The sequence below is a fragment of the Streptomyces sp. NPDC048270 genome, from assembly GCF_040652335.1.
Taxonomy (GTDB): domain Bacteria; phylum Actinomycetota; class Actinomycetes; order Streptomycetales; family Streptomycetaceae; genus Streptomyces.
The window spans coordinates 1-19783 of sequence record NZ_JBEZLV010000035.1 but is presented as its reverse complement, the minus strand read 5'-3'; the positions used below and the strand labels follow the sequence as shown (position 1 = coordinate 19783).

Genomic DNA, 19783 nt, shown 5'->3' with positions numbered 1-19783 from the left:
GATCTGATCTCTTGCGGCAGGATGTCCCCATGCCGAACCGCCTCGAGAACGAGACCTCGCCGTATCTGCTCCAGCACGCAGACAACCCCGTGGACTGGTGGCCGTGGTCGCCGGAGGCATTCGCCGAGGCGCGGGAGCGCGGGGTGCCGGTCATGCTCAGCGTCGGCTACTCCAGCTGCCACTGGTGCCATGTCATGGCGCACGAGTCCTTCGAGGACGAGCTGGCCGCCGCCTACATGAACGAGCACTTCGTCAACATCAAGGTGGACCGCGAAGAGCGCCCCGATGTCGACGCCGTCTACATGGAGGCCGTGCAGGCCGCCACCGGGCAGGGCGGCTGGCCCATGACCGTGTTCATGACCGCGGACGCCGAGCCGTTCTACTTCGGGACCTACTTCCCGCCCGAGCCCCGGCACGGGATGCCCTCCTTCCTGCAGGTCCTCGAAGGCGTGCGGACCGCTTGGGTGGGGCGGCCCGAGGAAGTGGCCGAGGTGGCGCAGCGGATCGTACGGGACCTGGCCGGGCGGGAGTTGGACTACGGCAAGGCCGGCACGCCCGGGCCCGAGGAGCTCGCGCAGGCGCTGCTCGGGCTGACGCGGGAGTACGACGCCGCGCGCGGCGGATTCGGCGGGGCCCCGAAGTTCCCGCCGTCCATGGTGCTGGAGTTCCTGCTGCGCCACCACGCCCGGACCGGCTCCGAGGGCGCCCTGCAGATGGCCGCCGACACCTGTGAGGCCATGGCCCGGGGCGGGATCTACGACCAGCTCGGCGGCGGGTTCGCCCGGTACTCCGTGGACCGCGAGTGGGTCGTGCCGCACTTCGAGAAGATGCTCTACGACAACGCGCTGCTGTGCCGGGTGTACGCCCACCTGTGGCGGACCACCGGCTCCGACCTCGCGCGGCGGGTCGCCCTGGAGACCGCCGACTTCATCGTCCGGGAGCTGCGCACCGACCAGGGCGGCTTCGCCTCCGCCCTCGACGCCGACAGCGAGGACCCGGCCAGCGGCCGGCACGTGGAGGGGGCGTACTACGCCTGGACCCCGGCCGAGCTGCGGGAGGTGCTCGGCGAGGAGGACGGGAACCTGGCCGCCGGGTACTTCGGGGTGACCGAGGAGGGCACGTTCGAGCACGGGAAGTCCGTGCTCCAGCTGCCGCAGGACGGTCCGGCGGCCGACGCCGAGCGGATCGCGTCGATCCGGGCGCGGCTGTTCGCGGCCCGGCAGACGAGGCCCGCGCCCGGGCGGGACGACAAGGTCGTGGCCGCCTGGAACGGGCTCGCCATCGCCGCGCTCGCCGAGTGCGGGGCCTACTTCGAGCGGCCCGACCTGGTGGAGCGGGCCACCGAGGCCGCAGATCTGCTGGTGCGCGTGCACATGGACGGGCGGGCCCGGCTGGCGCGCACCAGCAAGGACGGCCAGGTGGGCGCCAACGCGGGCGTGCTGGAGGACTACGGCGACGTGGCCGAGGGGTTCCTCGCGCTGGCGTCGGTGACGGGGGAGGGGGTCTGGCTGGAGTTCGCCGGGTTCCTCGTCGACCTGGTGCTGGACCGGTTCACCGCCGAGGACGGTTCGCTGTACGACACCGCGCACGACGCGGAGCAGCTGATCCGCCGTCCGCAGGACCCGACCGACACGGCCGCCCCGTCCGGCTGGACCGCGGCCGCCGGCGCCCTGCTCTCGTACGCCGCGCACACCGGTTCGCAGGCCCACCGCACGGCGGCCGAGCGGGCGCTCGGGGTGGTCCACGCCCTCGGGCCGCGCGCCCCGCGCTTCATCGGGCACGGGCTGGCGGTGGCCGAGGCGCTCCTGGACGGGCCGCGCGAGGTGGCGGTCGTCGGGCACCCCGACGATCCGGCGCGGGCGGCGCTGCACCGGGCCGCGTTGCTGGGGACGGCTCCCGGGGCGGTCGTGGCGACCGGCCTGCCGCTCGCGGCGGACGGCAGCGGCGGGGAGTTCCCCCTGCTGGCCGAGCGCACACTCGTGCACGACCTTCCTACGGCGTATGTGTGTCGACATTTCGTCTGCGCGCGGCCTACGACGGATCCGGTCGAGTTGGCGGAGCAGTTGGGTACGGTTCGTCCCTGAAGCACCCGGAGTGCCGTCAATTCCGGTTACCGATATATCGATGAAGAAACAGGCTTTTTATCTCTGCTGCGCCTGAGTGTCATGTTCAGTGCCTAATCTCGTGTCGTTCGAGAACCACCGTTGAGAACCGCCGCACTGGGGGGTGCGCGCAAGGGGGAAGCGGAGGCGGCGGGCCGGGGGGCCCGCCGTGAGCCTCCGGGGGGTTTGACGATCGCCGCCTGGGGTCGCGGCATGTCCGGGGGGACAATGTGTACACCTCTGTGCTCATTACTGTGATTTCGCTGGCTCTTTTCGGGATTGCCGCCTTCACGCTCTGGTGGCAGATGCACGCCTGGCGGACACCGGAGGTACTCGCCTCCACCCGCTTCGACCGCCCCGACGGCGGCGGCGCGCTGGCCTTCTCCCTGCTGCTGCCCGCCCGCCACGAGCAGGCGGTGCTGGAGCACACCATCGACCGGCTCCTCGAATCGAGCCACACCGACTACGAGATCATCGTGATCGTCGGGCACGACGACCCGGAGACCGCCGCCGTCGCCGAGCGCGCCGCCGCGAAGGATCCGGCCCGGGTCCGGGTCGTCGTCGACCACCACGAGACCAAGAACAAGCCCAAGGCCCTCAACACCGCCCTGCCGTCCTGCCGGGGCGACATCGTCGGGGTCTTCGACGCCGAGGACCAGGTCCACCCCGAGCTGCTCGCCCACGTCGACCACGCCTTCCGCTCGACCGGCGCGGACGTGGTCCAGGGCGGGGTCCAGCTCATCAACTTCCACTCCAGCTGGTACAGCCTGCGCAACTGCCTGGAGTACTTCTTCTGGTTCCGCTCCCGCCTGCACCTGCACGCCGAGAAGGGCTTCATCCCGCTCGGCGGCAACACCGTCTTCGTGCGGACCGGGGTGCTCCGCGAGGCCGGCGGCTGGGACCAGGACTGCCTCGCCGAGGACTGCGACCTGGGGGTGCGGCTGTCCTCGGTGGGCAAGAAGGTGGTCGTCGCGTACGACTCCGACATGGTCACCCGGGAGGAGACGCCCGGCTCCCTGGTGAGCCTGCTCAAGCAGCGCACCCGCTGGAACCAGGGCTTCCTCCAGGTGTACCGGAAGAAGGACTGGCAGCAGCTGCCCGGCCGCGGCCAGCGCTGGCTCGCCCGCTACACGCTGATGACCCCGTTCATGCAGGCCGCGTCCGGAGTGATCATCCCGCTCAACTTCGCCGTCGCGCTCTTCCTCGACGTGCCCGTCGGCATCGCGATCATCACCTTCCTCCCCATGCTCACGGCCCTGGTGACGTTCGTCTTCGAGATCGTCGGCCTGCACGACTTCGGCCGGCAGTACGGCCTGCGCGTCCGCTTCGTGCACTACGTCAAGCTCGTCGTCGGCGGCCCGTTCTACCAGGTGATGCTGGCGGGCGCGGCGATCCGGGCGGTCTGGCGCGAGCAGCGCGGCCAGGGCGAGTGGGAACTGACCAGCCACACCGGCGCCCACCTCACCGGCGCGCCGGCCGCCACCGCGATCCGAGAGGACAGCCGCCGGTGACCGCCACCCTGCCCACGGCCACTGATCCCCAGCCCGGCGCCGCCGCGACCACGACCGCGAACACCGCCACGACCGCGACCACGACTACGACCGCGAACACCGCCACGACCGAGACCACGACCGCGACCGCGAACACCGCCGCGACCGGAACCGCCACCGCCCCGGCTCCCCGCGTCCCCGCCCGGCGCACCGCCCCCGGCGTGCGCCCGCCCGTCCTCCCCGTCCTCCCCGCCCGGCCGCTCGTGCGCTTCCGCTCCTCCCGCCCCGATCTGCTGCTCTGCGGGGCCCTGCTGCTCGTGATCGTCCTCGTGCAGGGCTGGAACATCACCCACTTCCCGACGCTCAGCGACGACGAGGGCACCTACCTGGCCCAGGCGTGGGCGGTCCAGCAGGGCGACGGGCTCGCCCACTACACGTACTGGTACGACCACCCGCCGCTCGGCTGGATCCAGATCGCGGGGCTGACCTGGCTGCCCTCCCTCTTCGTGCCCGAGTCGATGACCGTCGCGTCGATGCGGTTCGCGATGCTGGCCGTCTCCGCCGCCGCCTCGGTGCTGATGTACGTCCTCGCGCGCCGGCTGTGGCTGCCGCGCTGGGCGGCCGGGCTGGCCATGGGCCTCTTCGGGCTCTCCCCGCTGTCGGTCGTGCTCCAGCGGGAGATCTTCCTCGACAACCTCGCGGTGGTGTGGATCCTGCTGGCCTTCTGCCTGGCCGCGTCCCCCAGCCGCCACCTGTGGCACCACTTCGGCTCGGGGCTCGCCGCCGCCACCGCCGTCCTGACCAAGGAGACGATGCTGGTGGTGCTGCCGGCGCTGCTGGTGACGATGTGGCGTCACAGCCACCGCGACACCCGCAAGTTCGCCGTCACCGGTGCCATCACCGCCTGCGCGCTCATCGGACTGGCCTATCCGCTGTTCGCGCTGCTCAACGGGGAGCTGCTGCCCGGATCCGGGCACGTCTCCCTCGTCGACGGGATCACCTACCAGATGGGCCGCGAGGGATCGGGCTTCATCCTGGACTCCGGGTCCGGCTCGAACGGCGTGCTGCGGTCCTGGCTGTACTACGACACCGTGCTGCCGCTCGGCGGGCTGGCCGGCGCCGTCCTGCTGCTGGCGACCCCGAGGTGGTCGGTCACCGCCCGGGCGCTGGCCGGGCCCGCGCTCGCCGCCGTGATCCTGGCCCTCGTCGCGATGCGGCCCTCCGGCTACCTCCCGGCGATGTACGTGATCCAGGCGCTGCCGTTCCTCGCCCTCGTACTGGCCGGGGGCGCGGCCAGCGTCGCGCACGCCGTGCTGCGCCGCCGCCGATCGCCGGGGGAGCGCCGGCACCTGGTGTACGCGCGCTGGGCGCTGGCCTGCGTCCTGGCCGCGGCGGCCGCGGTGTACGTGCTGCCGCGCTGGTACGAGGGCAACCGGACGGCGCTCACCGTCGACGCGAACGGCCCCTACCGGCAGGCCGCGGCCTGGCTCGGCAGCGAGGTCGACGACCCGGCGCGCACCCGGGTGCTGCTGGACGACGCGCTGTGGCTGGACGCGGTGCACCACGGGTTCGAGCCGGGGCTCGGCGCCATCTGGTTCTACAAGGCCGACCTCGACCCGGCCGTCACCAGGACCCTGCCGGGCGGCTGGCGGGACATCGACTACGTCGTCTCCTCGCCCACGGTGCGCCGCGACGCAGTGGACCTGCCGAACGTGAAGGCCGCGCTGGAGCATTCGACGGCGGTCGCCGTGTTCGGCTCGGGCGAGGACCGCATCGAGATCCGCCGCACCGACCGCCCGAGTGGGAGCTGAGCCGCCATGAGCGAGGACCTGTGGTCCCTCCATGCCCCGATCGATCCGGACCTCAGCCTTCCGCAGGCGGCGACCGGCAGCGTCACCGTGATCATCCCGACGTTCAACGAGGCCGGGAACATCATTGAGTTGCTGCGCCGGCTCGGTGACGCACTGCCCGACCCCGAGCAGCTGCCCTGCACGGTGCTGTTCGTGGACGACTCCACGGACGACACCCCGGCCGTCATCGAGAAGGCCGCCGCCGACCACCCCTTCCCGGTGTCGGTCCTGCACCGGGAGACCGCCGAGGGCGGCCTCGGCGGCGCCGTCGTCGCAGGGCTCGCACGGGCCGACACCGACTGGATCGTCGTCATGGACGCCGACCTCCAGCACCCGCCCCACCTGGTGCCCGAACTCGTCGGCGAGGGCGAGCGCACCGGCGCCGACCTCGTCGTCGCCTCCCGCTACACCAGCGGCGGCAGCCGGGCCGGGCTCGCCGGCGGCTACCGCATCGCCGTGTCCCGCGGCGCGACCTGGCTCGCCAAGGGGCTCTTCCCGCGCGCCCTGCGCGGCATCAGCGACCCGATGAGCGGCTTCTTCGCGATGCGCCGCTCGGCGGTCACCGCCGGGGCCCTCGCACCGCTGGGCTACAAGATCCTGCTGGAACTGGCCGTGCGCTGCCGGCCCGCGAAGGTCGCCGAGGTGCCGTTCGTCTTCCAGGACCGCTACTGCGGCGAGTCGAAGTCCACCGCCCGCGAGGGCATGCGCTTCCTGGCACACCTGGCCTCGCTGCGCTCCGCGACCCCGCTGGCCCGGCTGGCCGGCTTCGGGCTGATCGGACTCTCCGGCTTCGTCCCGAACCTGGCCGCGCTGTGGCTGCTCACGCGCGGCGGGATGCACTACCTCCCGGCCGAGATCGTGGCCAACCAGGCCGGGGTCCTGTGGAACTTCCTCCTGATCGAGACCCTGCTCTTCCGCGACCGCCGCCGGCACCGCCACTGGGCGGACCGGATCGGCCGCTTCGGGCTGCTCGCCAACGCCGATCTGCTGCTGCGGATCCCGCTCATCGCGCTGTTCGTCGCCCGGTTCGGCATGGAGGTGCTGCCCGCCACCGCGCTCGCGCTGGCCACCACCTTCGTCCTGCGGTTCGCGGCCACCGAGTCGCTCGTCTACCTGCCGCGCACCTCGCGCAGGGCAGGGCGTCACACCAGGAGTTGAGCCGCACAGAAGGGAACCTTTCCATGCGCCTGAAGATCCGGCGGCGGGCCGGGCGGCGGGCCGCCCTGCTGGCCGTCGGGGCGCTGACCGCGGGCCTGCTGCTCACCGCACCCCAGCAGGCCACGGCCGGACCGCCCAATCTGCTCTCCAACCCCGGTTTCGAGACCGCCGGCGCACCCGGCGCCGACATGCCGTCCTGCTGGTCCAAATCGGGCTGGGGCGACAACGACTTCACCTTCGCGACCGTCCCCGACGCGCACGGCGGCACCAAGGCGATGCGGGTCTCGCTCACCCGCCGGCTGGACGGCGACCGCAAGGCGCTGGTCACCGAGAACACCGCCTGCGCGCCGACCGTGGCGCCGGGCAGGCAGTACGACCTGTCCGCCTGGTACAAGTCGACCACCCCGGACGTCTCGGTGACGGTGTTCCGGCGGGAGGCCGCGACGGGGACCTGGCAGTACTGGACCGACCTGCAGAATCCGCCGGTCAGTGCCGGATGGGCGCGCACGGAGGTCCGTACGCCCGTCGTCCCGCCGGGCACCGACAAGATCGCGTGGGGGCTGTCGGTGTACGGGGTGGGCACGCTCACCACCGACGACTACGCACTGGAGGAGGTGGGCGCGGCCCCGCCGCAGCCGGCCTGTTCGGGGACGGCGGAGGAGTGCGCCAAGGGCAGGTGGGAGGTGATCCCGGCCAAGAACCCGGTGCGTTCGATGCACGCGGTGGTCCTGCGCAACGGCAAGGTGCTGCTGATCGCGGGCTCGGGCAACGACATCGCCCAGTTCAACGCGGGCACCTTCACCTCGGCCGTCTACGACCCGGCGAACGGCTCGTTCAGGACGGTCCCGACCCCGGTCGACATGTTCTGCTCGGGCCATGTGCAGCTGGCCGACGGCCGGGTGCTGGTGATGAGCGGCAACAAGGGGTACCCGTCCGCCGACGGCACGATCGGCTACCAGGGGCTGAAGGACTCGTACACCTTCGACCCGGCGACCGAGACGTACACGAGGACCAACGACATGAACGGCGGGCACTGGTACCCGTCGGCGACGATCCTCGGCAACGGTGACGTGATCTCCTTCGGCGGCCTGAAGGAGGACTCGACGGGCAATGTGACCGCGGAGAAGTTCTCGGCGGCGCAGAACAAGTGGCTGCCGATGAACGAGGTCAACCAGACCTGGTCGTACTGGGGCCTGTACCCGTCCATGATCCTCATGCAGGACGGGCGGCTGTTCTACTCGGGCAGCCACACCTTCGGCAACGGCACCCCGGGCACGGGCGCGTCGATCTACGACTACGACGCCAACACCATCACCGACGTGCCGGGCCTGCGCAACAAGGACCAGCGCGACGAGTCGGCGAGCGTGCTGCTGCCCCCGGCGCAGGACCAGCGGGTCCTGACCATCGGCGGCGGCAACAACGAGACCAACCCGGCGGCGAACCGGATCACCGACATCATCGACCTGAAGAAGCCGAGCCCCGCCTACACGGCGGGACCGGACATTCCGCTGGGCCTGGTGGACACCGGGACCGGCAAGCGGCCGCAGACCGGGGCCGAGGGCAAGATGTACGCCTCCGCCGTGCTGCTCCCGGACGGCAAGGTGCTGGAGACCGGCGGCGGGCTGCACGACCGGGCCGACCCGGTCTTCGAGGCCTCGTTCTTCGACCCGGCGACCAACACCTACCAGGCGGGGCTGGCCGCCGACCCGATCCCGCGGACCTACCACTCGGCGTCGTTCCTGATGCCCGACGGCCGGGTCATGTCGGTGGGCGACAACCCGGGCAACGGCACCTACAACCACAACGTGTCGATCTACACCCCGCCGTACCTGTTCAAGGGCCCGCGCCCGCAGATCACCTCGGTGATCGACACGCAGTGGGTGTACGGGGACACGCAGCGGATCACCGTCAACCGGCCCGTCGCGAAGGCGGAGCTGATCCGTCCGGCGGCGGTGACGCACTCCTCGGACCCCAACCAGCGGTTCGTGGACCTGCCGATGACGGTGGACGGCAACAACATCGACCTGAACGTGACCAGCAACCCGAACCTGGCGCCGCCCGGCTGGTACATGCTCTTCGCGGTCGACGCCAACGGCGTCCCGTCGATCGCGACCTGGGTGCACCTGGGCGGGCCCTCGGCGCTGGCGGCGACGGCGGAGCCGCCGTCCGCGCACGAGCACACCTTCGCGAACGAACTGGGAGCCCCGAAACCGAACCCGGCCAAGCGGGACTCCGTACCCGTGGCCCCGACCGTGGCCGGCTGCGACCGGCACTACGGGACGGCCGGCGTGTGCGTGCCGACCCGCTTCCCGGCGGAGGTGAAGGAGACGACGAAGGCCCGCTGCGACTGGCTGGCCGCCCACCGGTACCCCCCGCGCATGAAGGTCCACGGCAGCGACCCGCTGCGCCTGGACCAGGACCGCGACGGCCACACCTGCTGACGGCGCGCCCGGAACGCCGGGACCCCGCCGCGCGAGGAGCGCGGCGGGGTCCCGGCGCACGGCGCGGTCGGGGCGTCCGGTCAGTGCTGGTACGCGGCGAGCGAGATGCCGACGTAGTGGGCCACGAACGCCGCGAGGGTCAGGGAGTGGAAGACCTCGTGGAAGCCGAAGAAGCGGGGGGAGGGGTTGGGGCGCTTCATGCCGTAGATGACCCCGCCCACGCTGTAGAGCAGGCCGCCGACGACCACCAGCACCAGCACGGCGATCCCGCCGGTGCGCATGAAGTCGGGGAGGAAGAAGACGGCCGCCCAGCCCATGGCGATGTAGCAGGGGGTGTAGAGCCAGCGCGGGGCGCCGACCCAGAAGACCCGGAAGGCGATGCCGGCCGCGGCCGCGAGCCACACCGCCCACAGCAGCGTGCGCCCGGTGGAGGGCGGGAGCAGCAGGACGGTCAGCGGGGTGTAGGTCCCCGCGATGATCAGGAAGATGTTGGCGTGGTCGAGCCGACGCAGGATGGCCTCGCCCCGGGGGCCCCAGGTGCCGCGGTGGTAGACCGCGCTGACGCCGAAGAGCAGGCAGGCCGTGAGGACGTAGACCCCGCAGGCCACGCGCGCGCGGGTCGAGTCGGTGAAGGCCATCAGCACCAGGCCCGCGACCACCACGGCGGGGAACATCCCGAGGTGCAGCCAGCCGCGCATCAGCGGCTTCTCCTCCAGGGCGGTCTCGGCCGCCTCCAGGGCCTGGATGACCGGGGAGGCCTCGGCGGCCGGGGCGGCGGCGTCAGAAGTCATGCGCGCCATGCTACCTACGCGCCCGTAGGTTTCCGTTAGTCCTCTTTACGGAAGATTGACGGACGTGGCGATGCTCACGTGAGAGGCCCCCTGGACATATGCGCACATGCACCGGATGATCAGATGAGTGCGGTCGACACCGGATGAGCGGAGCGCGAAGCGTCCGGGTCGCAGCCCCCACGGGGCCTACACCAAACAAACCCCTCAACAAGGAGCAATCGTGGCGCGCGACAACGCGGCTCCCACCATCCCGACGACCCACCAGGAGCTCATCTCCTGGGTGGACGAGATCGCAGCCCTCACCCAGCCGGACCGCGTCGTCTGGTGCGACGGCTCCGAGGGCGAGTACGAGCGCCTGTGCGAGGAGCTCGTCGCCAAGGGAACGTTCAAGAAGCTCGACGAGACGAAGCGCCCGAACTCGTACTACGCCGCCTCCGACCCCTCCGACGTCGCGCGCGTCGAGGACCGGACCTTCATCTGCTCCGAGAAGGAGGAGGACGCGGGCCCGACCAACCACTGGAAGGCCCCTTCCGAGATGAAGGAGATCTTCGCCGGTGACAAGGGCGTCTTCCGCGGCTCCATGAAGGGCCGGACGATGTACGTCGTCCCCTTCTGCATGGGACCCCTCGGCTCCGAGCTCTCCGCGATCGGCGTCGAGATCACCGACTCCGCCTACGTCGCCGTCGCGATGCGCACCATGACCCGCATGGGCAAGCCCGTCCTCGACGAGCTCGGCACCGACGGCTTCTTCGTCAAGGCCGTCCACACCCTCGGCGCCCCCCTGGAAGAGGGCCAGGCGGACGTGCCGTGGCCGTGCAACACCACCAAGTACATCTCGCACTTCCCCGAGAGCCGCGAGATCTGGTCCTACGGATCCGGCTACGGCGGCAACGCCCTGCTCGGCAAGAAGTGCTACGCCCTGCGCATCGCGTCCGTCATGGCCCGTGACGAGGGCTGGCTCGCCGAGCACATGCTGATCCTCAAGCTCACCCCGCCGCAGGGTGAGGCGAAGTACCTCGCCGCCGCGTTCCCGAGCGCCTGCGGCAAGACCAACCTGGCCATGCTGGAGCCCACGATCCCCGGCTGGACCGTCGAGACCGTCGGCGACGACATCGCCTGGATGCGCTTCGGCGAGGACGGTCGCCTGTACGCGATCAACCCCGAGGCCGGCTTCTTCGGCGTCGCCCCCGGCACCGGCGAGCACACCAACGCCAACGCCATGAAGACGATGTACGCCAACACCGTCTTCACCAACGTCGCGCTGACCCCGGACGGCGGCGACGTGTGGTGGGAGGGCATGACCGAGGAAGCCCCCGCCCGCCTGATCGACTGGAAGGGCAACGACTGGACCCCGCAGTCCGAGACCCCGGCCGCCCACCCCAACGCCCGCTTCGCCGTCCCCGCCGCCCAGTGCCCGACGATCGCCCCCGAGTGGGAGGACCCCAAGGGCGTCCCGATCTCCGCGATCCTCTTCGGCGGCCGCCGCGCCTCCGCCGTGCCGCTGGTCACCGAGTCCTTCGACTGGAACCACGGCGTCTTCATCGGCTCGAACATCGCCTCCGAGAAGACCGCCGCCGCCGAGGGCAAGGTCGGCGAGCTGCGCCGCGACCCCTTCGCCATGCTGCCGTTCTGCGGCTACAACATGGGCGACTACATGGGCCACTGGGTCAAGGTCGGCGCCGACAAGGACCAGGCCAAGCTCCCGAAGATCTACTACGTGAACTGGTTCCGCAAGAACGACGCGGGCAAGTTCGTGTGGCCCGGCTTCGGCGAGAACAGCCGCGTCCTGAAGTGGATCGTCGGCCGCCTCGACGGCACCGCCGAGGGCGTCGAGACCCCCATCGGCATCCTGCCGGCCAAGAACTCCCTCGACACCGACGGCCTGGACATCCCGGCCGAGGACCTCGACTTCCTCCTCACCGTCGACAAGGAGGTCTGGCGCGAGGAGGCCGCCCTGGTCCCCGAGCACCTCAACACCTACGGCGACCACACTCCCAAGGAGCTGTGGGACCAGTACCACGCGCTCGTCGAGCGCCTGGGCTGAGCCGGCCCGCGCCCTGAAGAAGGGCGCCGAAGAACGTGGGAGCCCCCGACCAAGCGGCGTCCCACCGCTGTGGGAGCCCCCGACCAAGCGGTTCCCACCGCAGCACGTGACCTGTCAGGAGCGTCCGCGCTCCTCCAGATAGGTCGTGTGCGTCTGCTGACGGCGGGCCTCTGCTTCACGGAGGCCCGCCGTCACTCGTTCCGCCTCGTCGTACAGGACCGCCAGCTGCCGCTCCAGGTGCCGCTCCGGAGACTCGCCGCCCGGCGTCAGCCGCGTCCACCAGCGCGCCCGGTTGTAGGCGTCCACGCACTCCGGCACGTCCCACCGGATCGCCCGCGACAGCGAGTGCACCGCCTCCGGATCGGCCGCCAGCGCATCGGCCACCCACCCCGGATCGAGCAGAGCCCCGTACAGCTCCACCAGCTCGGCCAGCTTCCCGCCCGCCGCCGGCGGCAGGTCCACCTCCGCCAGGTACGCGCGCAGCCGCCCGAAGTCCTCCCGGACCACGCCCAACTGCTCGGCGGCGTCCGGATACAGCGGCGCGGCCACCGTCTGCGGCGGGGCGATCAGCGCGCCCGCGCCGTACAGCCCCGCCACCACCACCGGCCAGTACGACCCGCCCACCCCGGCCAGCCCCAGACCCAGCCCGGCCACCCCGCACGCGGAGCCGGCCAGGTTCTTCCCCGACTCCACGTAACCGAGCACACGCCTGCCCAGCGCTCTGCCCGCCGCCCCGGACGCTCTACTGGTAGCCACGGATCTCCTCGAAAGCGCCGCCCAGCGAACCGTTCCCGCCCGTGGCGTCGAAGAGCCGCCCGCCGGTCAGCTCGGTGATGTGCGTGAGCTCCCTGCGGTCCGAATCACCGAACAGCACGGCGAACACCGGCGTGTGCCTGCGCTCCTCGGGCAGCGCGGCGTAGAAGGAGTCGAAGTGCCGCGCCCCCACGCCCTCCGTGTTCTGCCCGTCCGTCATGAGCACGATCGAGGTGAAGGCGTCCCCGCCGCCCTTGCCGAGATGCTCGTACGCCGCCTCCAGACTGCTGTAGACCGCCGTACCCCCCTCCGGCTCCAACGACTTCACATCACCCCGGATCCCGTCCAGGGCCGGACCCGGGTTGCCCGGCTCGACCACGTGCGTCCGCACCTTCTTCACCTTGGACCCGAACGGCAGGAGCGTCACCTCCTCACGGTCCCGGAACCGCTCCCCGATCCCCGAACTCCCGCTGCCCGTCAGCTCCGTGAGCGCCGCCTTCAACCGCCCGATCCGGTCCTCCTCGGCCATCGACCCCGAGGTGTCCAGCACGTACACCGTCCGCGACGGCCGGCGCAGCTCGTTCTCGTACGAGGCCAGCAGGCCGTCCGCGACCGCCAGCGAACCGGGGAACGGCAGCTCCCGCCGCTTGTCCGCGCCCAGCCCGGCCGCCGGCGCCACCCCGGCCGCCACCGGCCGGCGCAACGTCCTCTCCGTGATCGCCCGCTGCGCCTCCGGACCGCGCAGGTACTCCGTCAGCGCCCGGCCCGACTCTCGGGCCCCGGCCGGGGCCGACGTCAGCAGGGTCAGCGGGTAGTGCGCGGTGACCACACCGTCGCGCGGCCGGACCACCGTCAGCGGGGACTTCGCGTCCCGGTTCACCGACAGCAGCACCGACTCGTAGTTCACCAGCGCGTCCACGTCCGAACGCTGGGCGTAGGCGGCGGCCAGCCAGCCGGAGGAGCCCGAGGTCAGCCGCTGCCCCGCGAAGAACTCCTTCAGCCGCGGCGCGGCCGCCTTCACGTCCGCGTCGGTCAGCGCCGCCTGCGCGCCCGACAGGCCCGAGGCCACCGAGACCAACGCCGAGAAACCGGAATTGGAGCGCACCGGATCGGTCATCCCGTACGTGAGCCGCCCGCCGGTGACGGCCTCGTGCACCGCCGACCAGGTGACGTCCTCCGGCTTCCAGCCGAGCCGCGCCAGCGCCTCCGGCCGCACGCCGAGGGCGACGGGCGAGGACATCACCGGGGTCTCGTTGGCGAGCTTCCCGGCCGCCTCGGGACGCAGCCGCAGATAGTCGTTGGAGGACAGCCAGATCGCGTCGTACCTACCGTCCGCCTTCCCCGACGCCACCTGCTCCGCCGCATCCAGGGTCCCGGACCAGGTCAGATCCACACTGACCCCGGTCGCCTTCCGGGCCTGGTCCAGCACCGGCTGCATATCGGCCAGCTCACTGGACGCCAGCACCCGCAGGGTGCCCTCCTTGTAGGCCGTCGGCTTCGCGCCGTCGGGCCGGTCCCCGGAGGTGCAGGCACTCGCGCCCACGAGCGAAGCGAGCACCACGACCGCGATCAGGCCCCGCCGGCCGCCCCGCCCCCGCCCCCGGCCCCTCCCGTGCCCGGTCACCGCGCACCGCCCTCGAGGACACCGGCGGTCCGCGTCCGCGCCAGGTACGCCGACGCCGTCCGCAACTCGCCCGTCAGGGACTCCACGGTCGCGGCCATGTTCTGCGTCGCCTGCACCTTGAACGTGTCGATCGCGTCGAGCGTCTGGTAGATCTGCGCGAACGCCGTCCGCAACGTCTCCGCCCCCACCGCGGGATCGGCCGCGATCCGCTGGATCTCACCGCTCTGCGTGGACAGCATCTGCGCGTTCCCCCGGATCAGGTCCTCCGTCGTGTCGCGCAGGGTGCTGACCTGCTCGACGACCTTGCGCTGGCTCTCCAGGGCCGAGGCCAGCATCACGGCGATCCGCAGCGCGGAGACGGTGGTGGTCGCGGCCCGGTCGACGCCCCTGACCAGCTCGTCGTTGGCGCGCCGCACCACGTCCATCGCCAGGTAGCCCTGGGCGCAGACGGCCAGCTGGGTCAGCAGGTCCTGGTGCTTCTGCCGGACCGGGAAGAGCAGGTCCGCGCGCAGCGCGTCCGCCCCCGACGGATCGGTGTGCTCCGCCTCGGCGATCCGCTGCTCGACGGCGCGGTCCAGGGCCTCGGTGAGGACCGCGTACTCCTGGAGCCTGCCCATGGTCTCCCACAGGCGGGCCCGCTCGGTGTGCAGGGCCGCGTTGTCCCGGCGCAGCTCGTCCTGACCGCTGCGCAGCGCGCCCACGATCCGGTTCAAGACCGCCTGCGAGGACGCGTACTTCGCCACGTGGTCGCGGAACCTGTTGCCGCCCGGCAGCTTCGAGAGCAGCTTGCCCAGGCCCTTGGCGGGCGTGTCGCGCGGGTCGAGGTCCTCGACGGTCCGGCGCAGTTCGACGAGGGAGCCGGCCACCCGGCCCTGGGCGTCGCCGCCCCCGTCGGAGCCGAGGGAGCGCACGGCCCGCTCCAGCATCCGGTTGGACTGCTGGGCGGCGGAGCGGATGTCGGCCGAGCCGAGCCCGGCGATCTCGCCGATGCGCTGCGCGAACTCGGGGGAGCGGGTGTCGATCCCGGTGAGCGAGCCGACGTACTCCCCGGCCCGGCGGGCCATTTCGTCGCGCACGCCGTCCTGGAGCGGAACGAGTCCGGCGGCCTGCTCCGTGCGGACGGGGGCGACGGGCTCGGGCGCGGTGAGGACGAGCGGGGAGTCGTTTCCGCCGGCGGGTGGTGTCGGTGTCGGTATCGGTGTCACGGTGTGTCCCCCTGGCCCTTGGCGCGGGAGGCCAGCGCCATCAGGACCTTGACGGTCGGTGTGCCGACCTGGCGGATGCCGGTCAGCGCGGGGTTGAGGTAGGCGGCGTGCGGGCCGGTCGCGGCCGTGAACTCGGGCACGCCGTCCTGCGGCCGGAACCCGTGGCGCAGGACCAGCTCGCGCAGCTTCGGGTCGGTCGCGAGGAGCGTGCCGAGTTCCCGGGCGTTCTCGCCGAGCGGGACGAAGGTGTGCGCCGTGTTGACCGTGGTGTCCGGGTAGAGGACCACCATGTCGCCCGGATCCTGCTTCTGCAGCAGGAGGGCCGCCACCTGGGACTCGTAGACCAGGATGAGCGGTTCGCCGCTGCCGCTGATGAAGGCGCGAAAGGGGTCGTCGGTGCTCGGCTCCAGCGCGCCCTGTACGGAGATCAGCTTGCGCATCAGGGGCGCGGCGCGGGTGACCCCGGCATCGTCGGAGACGATGTTGCCGCCGTTCGCCACGTGGGAGGCGGCGGCGAGGAAGAGGGCGCCGGAGTTCGAGGTGGCCGGGTCGGTGGTCTTGACGAACACCGTGCCGGTCAGCTCGGCATGGGCGGAGGAGCCGGACAGCTGCTGCCAGGTGCGGTCCTCGCCGGCGGCCTTGAGGAAGGGGCCCATCAGGAGGGTCCCGGAGTTCTTGCCGGTCGTCTTCGCGAGCCCGTTGTCGGCCAGCACCTTGGCGGCGTTGGAGCGGGCGATGACGACGAGCGGGGAGTAGAAGGGCTTGGTCTGCTGCGCGCCCTTGATCCCCGCGGCGGCCTCGACCTCCCTGGCGGGCTCACTGCTGCTGGGGAAGGCGAAGTCGAACTCCTTGAGGGCGAGCTGGTCCATCGCCCAGGAGCCCGAGGTCTCCGTCTTCACGGTGTAGCCCTTGGCGGCAAGGGCCCTGACGACGTCCGGATCGCGGAAGAATTCGGACTTCTCCGAGCCGATGACGCCACGCACGGTCTTCGTTGCCGGCGTTTCCGGGCCCTGCCCGTTCACGAGGGCGACTGCTACGACGCCGCCGATCAGGAGGAGGCCCAGGATGATTCCCAGTATGCGTCTCACGGGTGCAGCGTGCTCGCGGAAACCCACATTCCGCGCGGAGTTGAATGAACGTCAGGTGTCCAGGCGGTCCCACTTCGAAATGCTGTGTGAGCCCGTGGGTGCTGGTGGGAGGGGCGGCCGCCCGGGAGGATCGGGGCATGGGCGTGAGCACGAGCGCGTTGAAGTGGCAGGGCTGGCTGGTGGGTCTGGTGACACTGGCCGGCCTGCTGGTGTTCGCCCCGCTGGGGCTGTACGTGTGGGCCAGCGGGGGCCCGTCGCCCCACGAGGCGGTGGAGGTGGAGCCGCAGGCGCGGGTCACCGCGTGCCGGGTGGATCCGGCCAGCCGCCGGGTGGTGGCGACGGTGGAGGTGACGGGCCGGGGCTCCTACGTCGTCACCGTGGAGTTCCGCGACCGCGAGCACCCGGGACCGGGCACGCGGGCGGCGCAGGCCCTGGTCAAGATCCCGGGCGTCCTGCCGGGCACGGCGGAACGCGCCGAGGCGGTCGGCCCGGTCTGGCCGGCGGCGACGATCCCCTGGTGCGGCGTCGCGGCCACGACGCCGACCGAGCCGACGGGGGCGGGCGAGCCCACGGGGTGACACGGGATGGGCGCGCGAGGCAGGGGCGGAGTCGGCCGGGGCGGGCGCCGAAGAGGCCGGGGCCGGGCGGGGCCGGGGGGCGAGGCCGGGGCCGGGCGGCCGGCGGGGGTCGCCGTGGTCCGCCGGGCTCCCCGCAGGGGTCATGGCGCCCGGTCCGGAGCCTCCGCGGCCCCGGACCGGGGCCGTCAGAGGGCGCCGGCCAGGTCCTGGGACGTGAGGGCGGCGGCGTGCGCGTCCATGCGCTCGGCGGCGAGGATCGCGACGGTGGTGTCGGCGCGGGACGCGGCGACGAGCAGCGCGCGGGCGGCGAGGTCGTGCGCACGCTGGTGCAGGGCCGTGCGGTCGGCGAGGTCGCCCGACCGCGGCGCGCGGGCGGGCTGCGCCCCGCGCAGCCGGGCGACCTGCGCGGCGATGCGCGCGGCGGCCTCGTCGAGGCCGAGCTCGTCGGTGACGGCGAGCAGGGCCGCGAGGTGCCCGGCCAACTGCACGTCCAGGGCTTCGCTGCGGCTGCGGTGCGGGTAGTCGACACTGGCGGCGCCCATGCGGTGGACGACCGACTTGGTGCGGCTCGGCTCGTACATGAGGTGGCCTCCTGCCTGGGTCAGGAGACCATCCTACATTGGAATCGTTCTAAAGTTGAGCTGGATCCTGTCGCCGCTCGAGCGCGACGCAGGGACCAGGGGCTATGGGTGCGGGCCCGCACCGGGCCCGCACCGCCTCACGGCTGCCCGTAGCCGTCCAGGAAGTTGCCGATCCGCGTGACCGCGTCGCCCAGATCCTTCGCGTTCGGCAGCGTCACGATCCGGAAGTGGTCGGGGTCGGGCCAGTTGAAGCCCGTACCGTGCACCACCATGATCTTCTCGGCCCGCAGCAGGTCGAGGACCATCTGCCGGTCGTCCTTGATCTTGTAGACGCCGGGGTCGAGCTTCGGGAACAGGTACAGCGCGCCCTTCGGCTTCACGCAGGTGATGCCGGGGATCTGCGTCAGCAGGTCGTACGCCGTGTCGCGCTGCTCCAGCAGCCGCCCGCCCGGCAGCACCAGGTCCTCGATCGACTGCCGGCCGCCGAGGGCGGTGGCGACGGCGTGCTGCGAGGGCATGTTCGCGCACAGGCGCATGTTGGCCAGGATCGTCAGGCCCTCGATGTACGACGAGGCGTTCTTCTTGGGGCCGCAGACCGCCATCCAGCCGGAGCGGTAGCCGGCGACGCGGTAGTTCTTGGACAGCCCGTTGAAGGTCAGGGTGAGCAGGTCCGGCGCGATGGCGGCGGTGTTGGTGTGGGTCGTTCCGTCGTAGAGGATCCGGTCGTAGATCTCGTCCGAGCAGACGACCAGGTTGTGGCGGCGCGCGATGTCCGTGAGCCCGCGCAGCATCTCGTCGTCGTAGACGGCGCCGGTCGGGTTGTTCGGGTTGATGATCACGATGGCGCGGGTGCGGTCGGTGACCTTGCGCTCGATGTCGGCGAGGTCGGGCATCCAGTCGGCCTGCTCGTCGCACCGGTAGTGCACGGCGGTGCCGCCGGCGAGCGAGACGGAGGCGGTCCACAGCGGGTAGTCCGGCGCGGGGACGAGGACCTCGTCGCCGTCGTCGAGCAGCGCCTGCATCGACATCTGGATCAGCTCGGAAACACCGTTGCCGAGGTAGATGTCCTCGACGTCCAGCTCGATGCCCTTGGTCTGGTAGTGCTGCATGACCGCGCGGCGCGCGGAGAGCAGCCCTTTCGCGTCCCCGTAGCCGTGGGCGTTCCCCAGGTTGCGGAGCATGTCCTCAAGGATCTCCGGCGGACACTCGAAGCCGAAGGCCGCGGGGTTGCCGGTGTTGAGCTTGAGGATGCGATGACCTGCTGCTTCGAGCCGCATCGCCTCTTCGAGCACGGGGCCGCGGATCTCGTAGCAGACATTGGCGAGTTTCGTTGACTGGATCACCTGCATGACGGGAGCTTACGGGCCCGGGCGGGGCCGTGGCGCGCCATTTGGGCGGGTGGGGCACGGATCGATATGTCCCGTTTCGGGCAACGACCGGGTGCCGGTGCGGTCCACCCTTGGAATCCCGGGCCGCGTCCTGTCCGGACCTGCGGAATGGGTGGGGCGCGGGGAGGCGGGCGGTCGGGGGTGTTGCGCTCGTCACGTGGGGGTGGGAGGGGAGGGCGAGGGTAGTGGGCTGAGTACGCGGGCTGAGTACGCGGGCTCATGCGGCGGGCCGGTGGTGGGGAGAGGCTGGGGGTCCGGATCGGCGGCTACCGAGCGGCGAGCGCTGCGGTACGAGGGGCGAGGAGCGTGGGTCAATGGAGTTCGTGGTCGGTGACATGGCGATCACCACGATCGGCCTGGACGGCGACGACCGGGCGATCGAGTTCCTCGTATTCGGCCCGGCGGCCACGGACCAGGGACGCTTCGCGATCCACCGCGAGCACGGCCAAGGCTGGGAGACGGCCCGCCTCACCGTCCCCCCACAGGCGGGCAGCGTCCCGGTGGCGGCGGTGGAGTGGGCGGTGGAGTTCGCCCGGGAGTACCTGTGAGCACGGCGGGCGGGGCTTCGGGTACTGCGGGAGCCTGATTCCTGCTGGGGCTGATCAGGGAGGGTTTGGGGGTTTCCCGCCAGTCCCACTGTCCTTCCGTGCCGGGCCGTCCTGTCAAGGGCGCTCCCTTCGGTCGCGTCGC

At 71.8% G+C, this 19783-nt stretch carries 15 protein-coding genes; 8 read left to right on the top strand and 7 right to left on the bottom strand.

Translation table 11 applies throughout. The features are described from left to right. Positions 1-29: 29 nt before the first annotated feature. From AB0D66_RS26305 to AB0D66_RS26285, 5 genes are all read left to right on the top strand, one after another. Entirely contained in the window at positions 30-2084 is a 2055-nt protein-coding gene (locus tag AB0D66_RS26305) for a thioredoxin domain-containing protein (protein ID WP_362308302.1), read from the top strand. Positions 2085-2332: 248 nt separating this feature from the next. Then, complete coding sequence (locus AB0D66_RS26300) at positions 2333-3613, top strand: glycosyltransferase (RefSeq protein ID WP_362308300.1); 1281 nt, start codon at positions 2333-2335, stop codon at positions 3611-3613. Between the two features lie 200 nt (positions 3614-3813). Then, a complete protein-coding gene (locus AB0D66_RS26295) occupies positions 3814-5403 on the top strand; it encodes a phospholipid carrier-dependent glycosyltransferase (protein ID WP_362308412.1) in 1590 nt (529 codons plus the stop codon). Between the two features lie 6 nt (positions 5404-5409). Further along, positions 5410-6600, top strand: a complete 1191-nt coding sequence (locus tag AB0D66_RS26290; RefSeq protein WP_362308297.1) for a glycosyltransferase family 2 protein — start codon at positions 5410-5412, stop codon at positions 6598-6600. A 23-nt stretch (positions 6601-6623) separates the two neighbouring features. After that, positions 6624-9041, top strand: a complete 2418-nt coding sequence (locus AB0D66_RS26285) for a galactose oxidase-like domain-containing protein (protein ID WP_362308294.1) — start codon at positions 6624-6626, stop codon at positions 9039-9041. A gap of 80 nt (positions 9042-9121) precedes the next feature. Here AB0D66_RS26285 and AB0D66_RS26280 read toward each other — a convergent pair whose 3' ends face one another. Then, on the bottom strand, positions 9122-9739 hold the full coding sequence (locus AB0D66_RS26280) for a hemolysin III family protein (RefSeq protein WP_362308409.1): 618 nt from the start codon (positions 9737-9739) through the stop codon (positions 9122-9124). Positions 9740-10052: 313 nt separating this feature from the next. On the opposite strand from AB0D66_RS26280, the gene AB0D66_RS26275 reads away from it, so the two are divergent. Continuing rightward, positions 10053-11876, top strand: a complete 1824-nt coding sequence (locus AB0D66_RS26275; RefSeq protein WP_362308291.1) for a phosphoenolpyruvate carboxykinase (GTP) — start codon at positions 10053-10055, stop codon at positions 11874-11876. A 114-nt stretch (positions 11877-11990) separates the two neighbouring features. Here AB0D66_RS26275 and AB0D66_RS26270 read toward each other — a convergent pair whose 3' ends face one another. From AB0D66_RS26270 to AB0D66_RS26255, 4 genes are read right to left on the bottom strand one after another with little or no spacing between them, the layout of a single operon-like run. Next, the gene (locus tag AB0D66_RS26270; protein ID WP_362308288.1) at positions 11991-12632 is read right to left on the bottom strand and encodes a hypothetical protein; all 642 of its coding nucleotides are present in this window, start codon (positions 12630-12632) and stop codon (positions 11991-11993) included. Next, a complete protein-coding gene (locus AB0D66_RS26265) occupies positions 12619-14190 on the bottom strand; it encodes a VWA domain-containing protein (RefSeq protein ID WP_362308285.1) in 1572 nt (523 codons plus the stop codon). Before AB0D66_RS26265 ends, AB0D66_RS26270 begins: the two co-directional genes overlap by 14 nt. 59 nt (positions 14191-14249) lie before the next feature. Beyond that, positions 14250-15458 carry a toxic anion resistance protein gene (locus tag AB0D66_RS26260; RefSeq protein ID WP_362308282.1) on the bottom strand — a complete coding sequence of 403 codons (1209 nt, stop codon included), beginning with the start codon at positions 15456-15458 and terminating at the stop codon, positions 14250-14252. Then, on the bottom strand, positions 15455-16546 hold the full coding sequence (locus tag AB0D66_RS26255) for a substrate-binding domain-containing protein (protein ID WP_362308279.1): 1092 nt from the start codon (positions 16544-16546) through the stop codon (positions 15455-15457). Before AB0D66_RS26255 ends, AB0D66_RS26260 begins: the two co-directional genes overlap by 4 nt. Before the next feature lie 137 nt (positions 16547-16683). Here AB0D66_RS26255 and AB0D66_RS26250 point away from each other — a divergent pair, with 137 nt between their 5' ends. Next, positions 16684-17124 carry a hypothetical protein gene (locus AB0D66_RS26250; RefSeq protein ID WP_362308276.1) on the top strand — a complete coding sequence of 147 codons (441 nt, stop codon included), beginning with the start codon at positions 16684-16686 and terminating at the stop codon, positions 17122-17124. Positions 17125-17309: 185 nt separating this feature from the next. Here the strand turns inward: AB0D66_RS26250 and AB0D66_RS26245 are convergent, their stop codons facing one another. Together AB0D66_RS26245 and AB0D66_RS26240 are read right to left on the bottom strand one after the other, a co-directional pair. Next, positions 17310-17705 (bottom strand): hypothetical protein, encoded by a 396-nt coding sequence (locus AB0D66_RS26245; RefSeq protein ID WP_362308273.1) that lies wholly within the window; start codon positions 17703-17705, stop codon positions 17310-17312. Positions 17706-17842: 137 nt separating this feature from the next. Then, on the bottom strand, positions 17843-19054 hold the full coding sequence (locus AB0D66_RS26240) for a pyridoxal phosphate-dependent aminotransferase (RefSeq protein WP_362308270.1): 1212 nt from the start codon (positions 19052-19054) through the stop codon (positions 17843-17845). Between the two features lie 353 nt (positions 19055-19407). Here AB0D66_RS26240 and AB0D66_RS26235 point away from each other — a divergent pair, with 353 nt between their 5' ends. Further along, positions 19408-19641, top strand: coding sequence for a hypothetical protein (locus AB0D66_RS26235; protein ID WP_069921700.1), 234 nt, complete (start codon positions 19408-19410; stop codon positions 19639-19641). Positions 19642-19783: the final 142 nt, after the last annotated feature.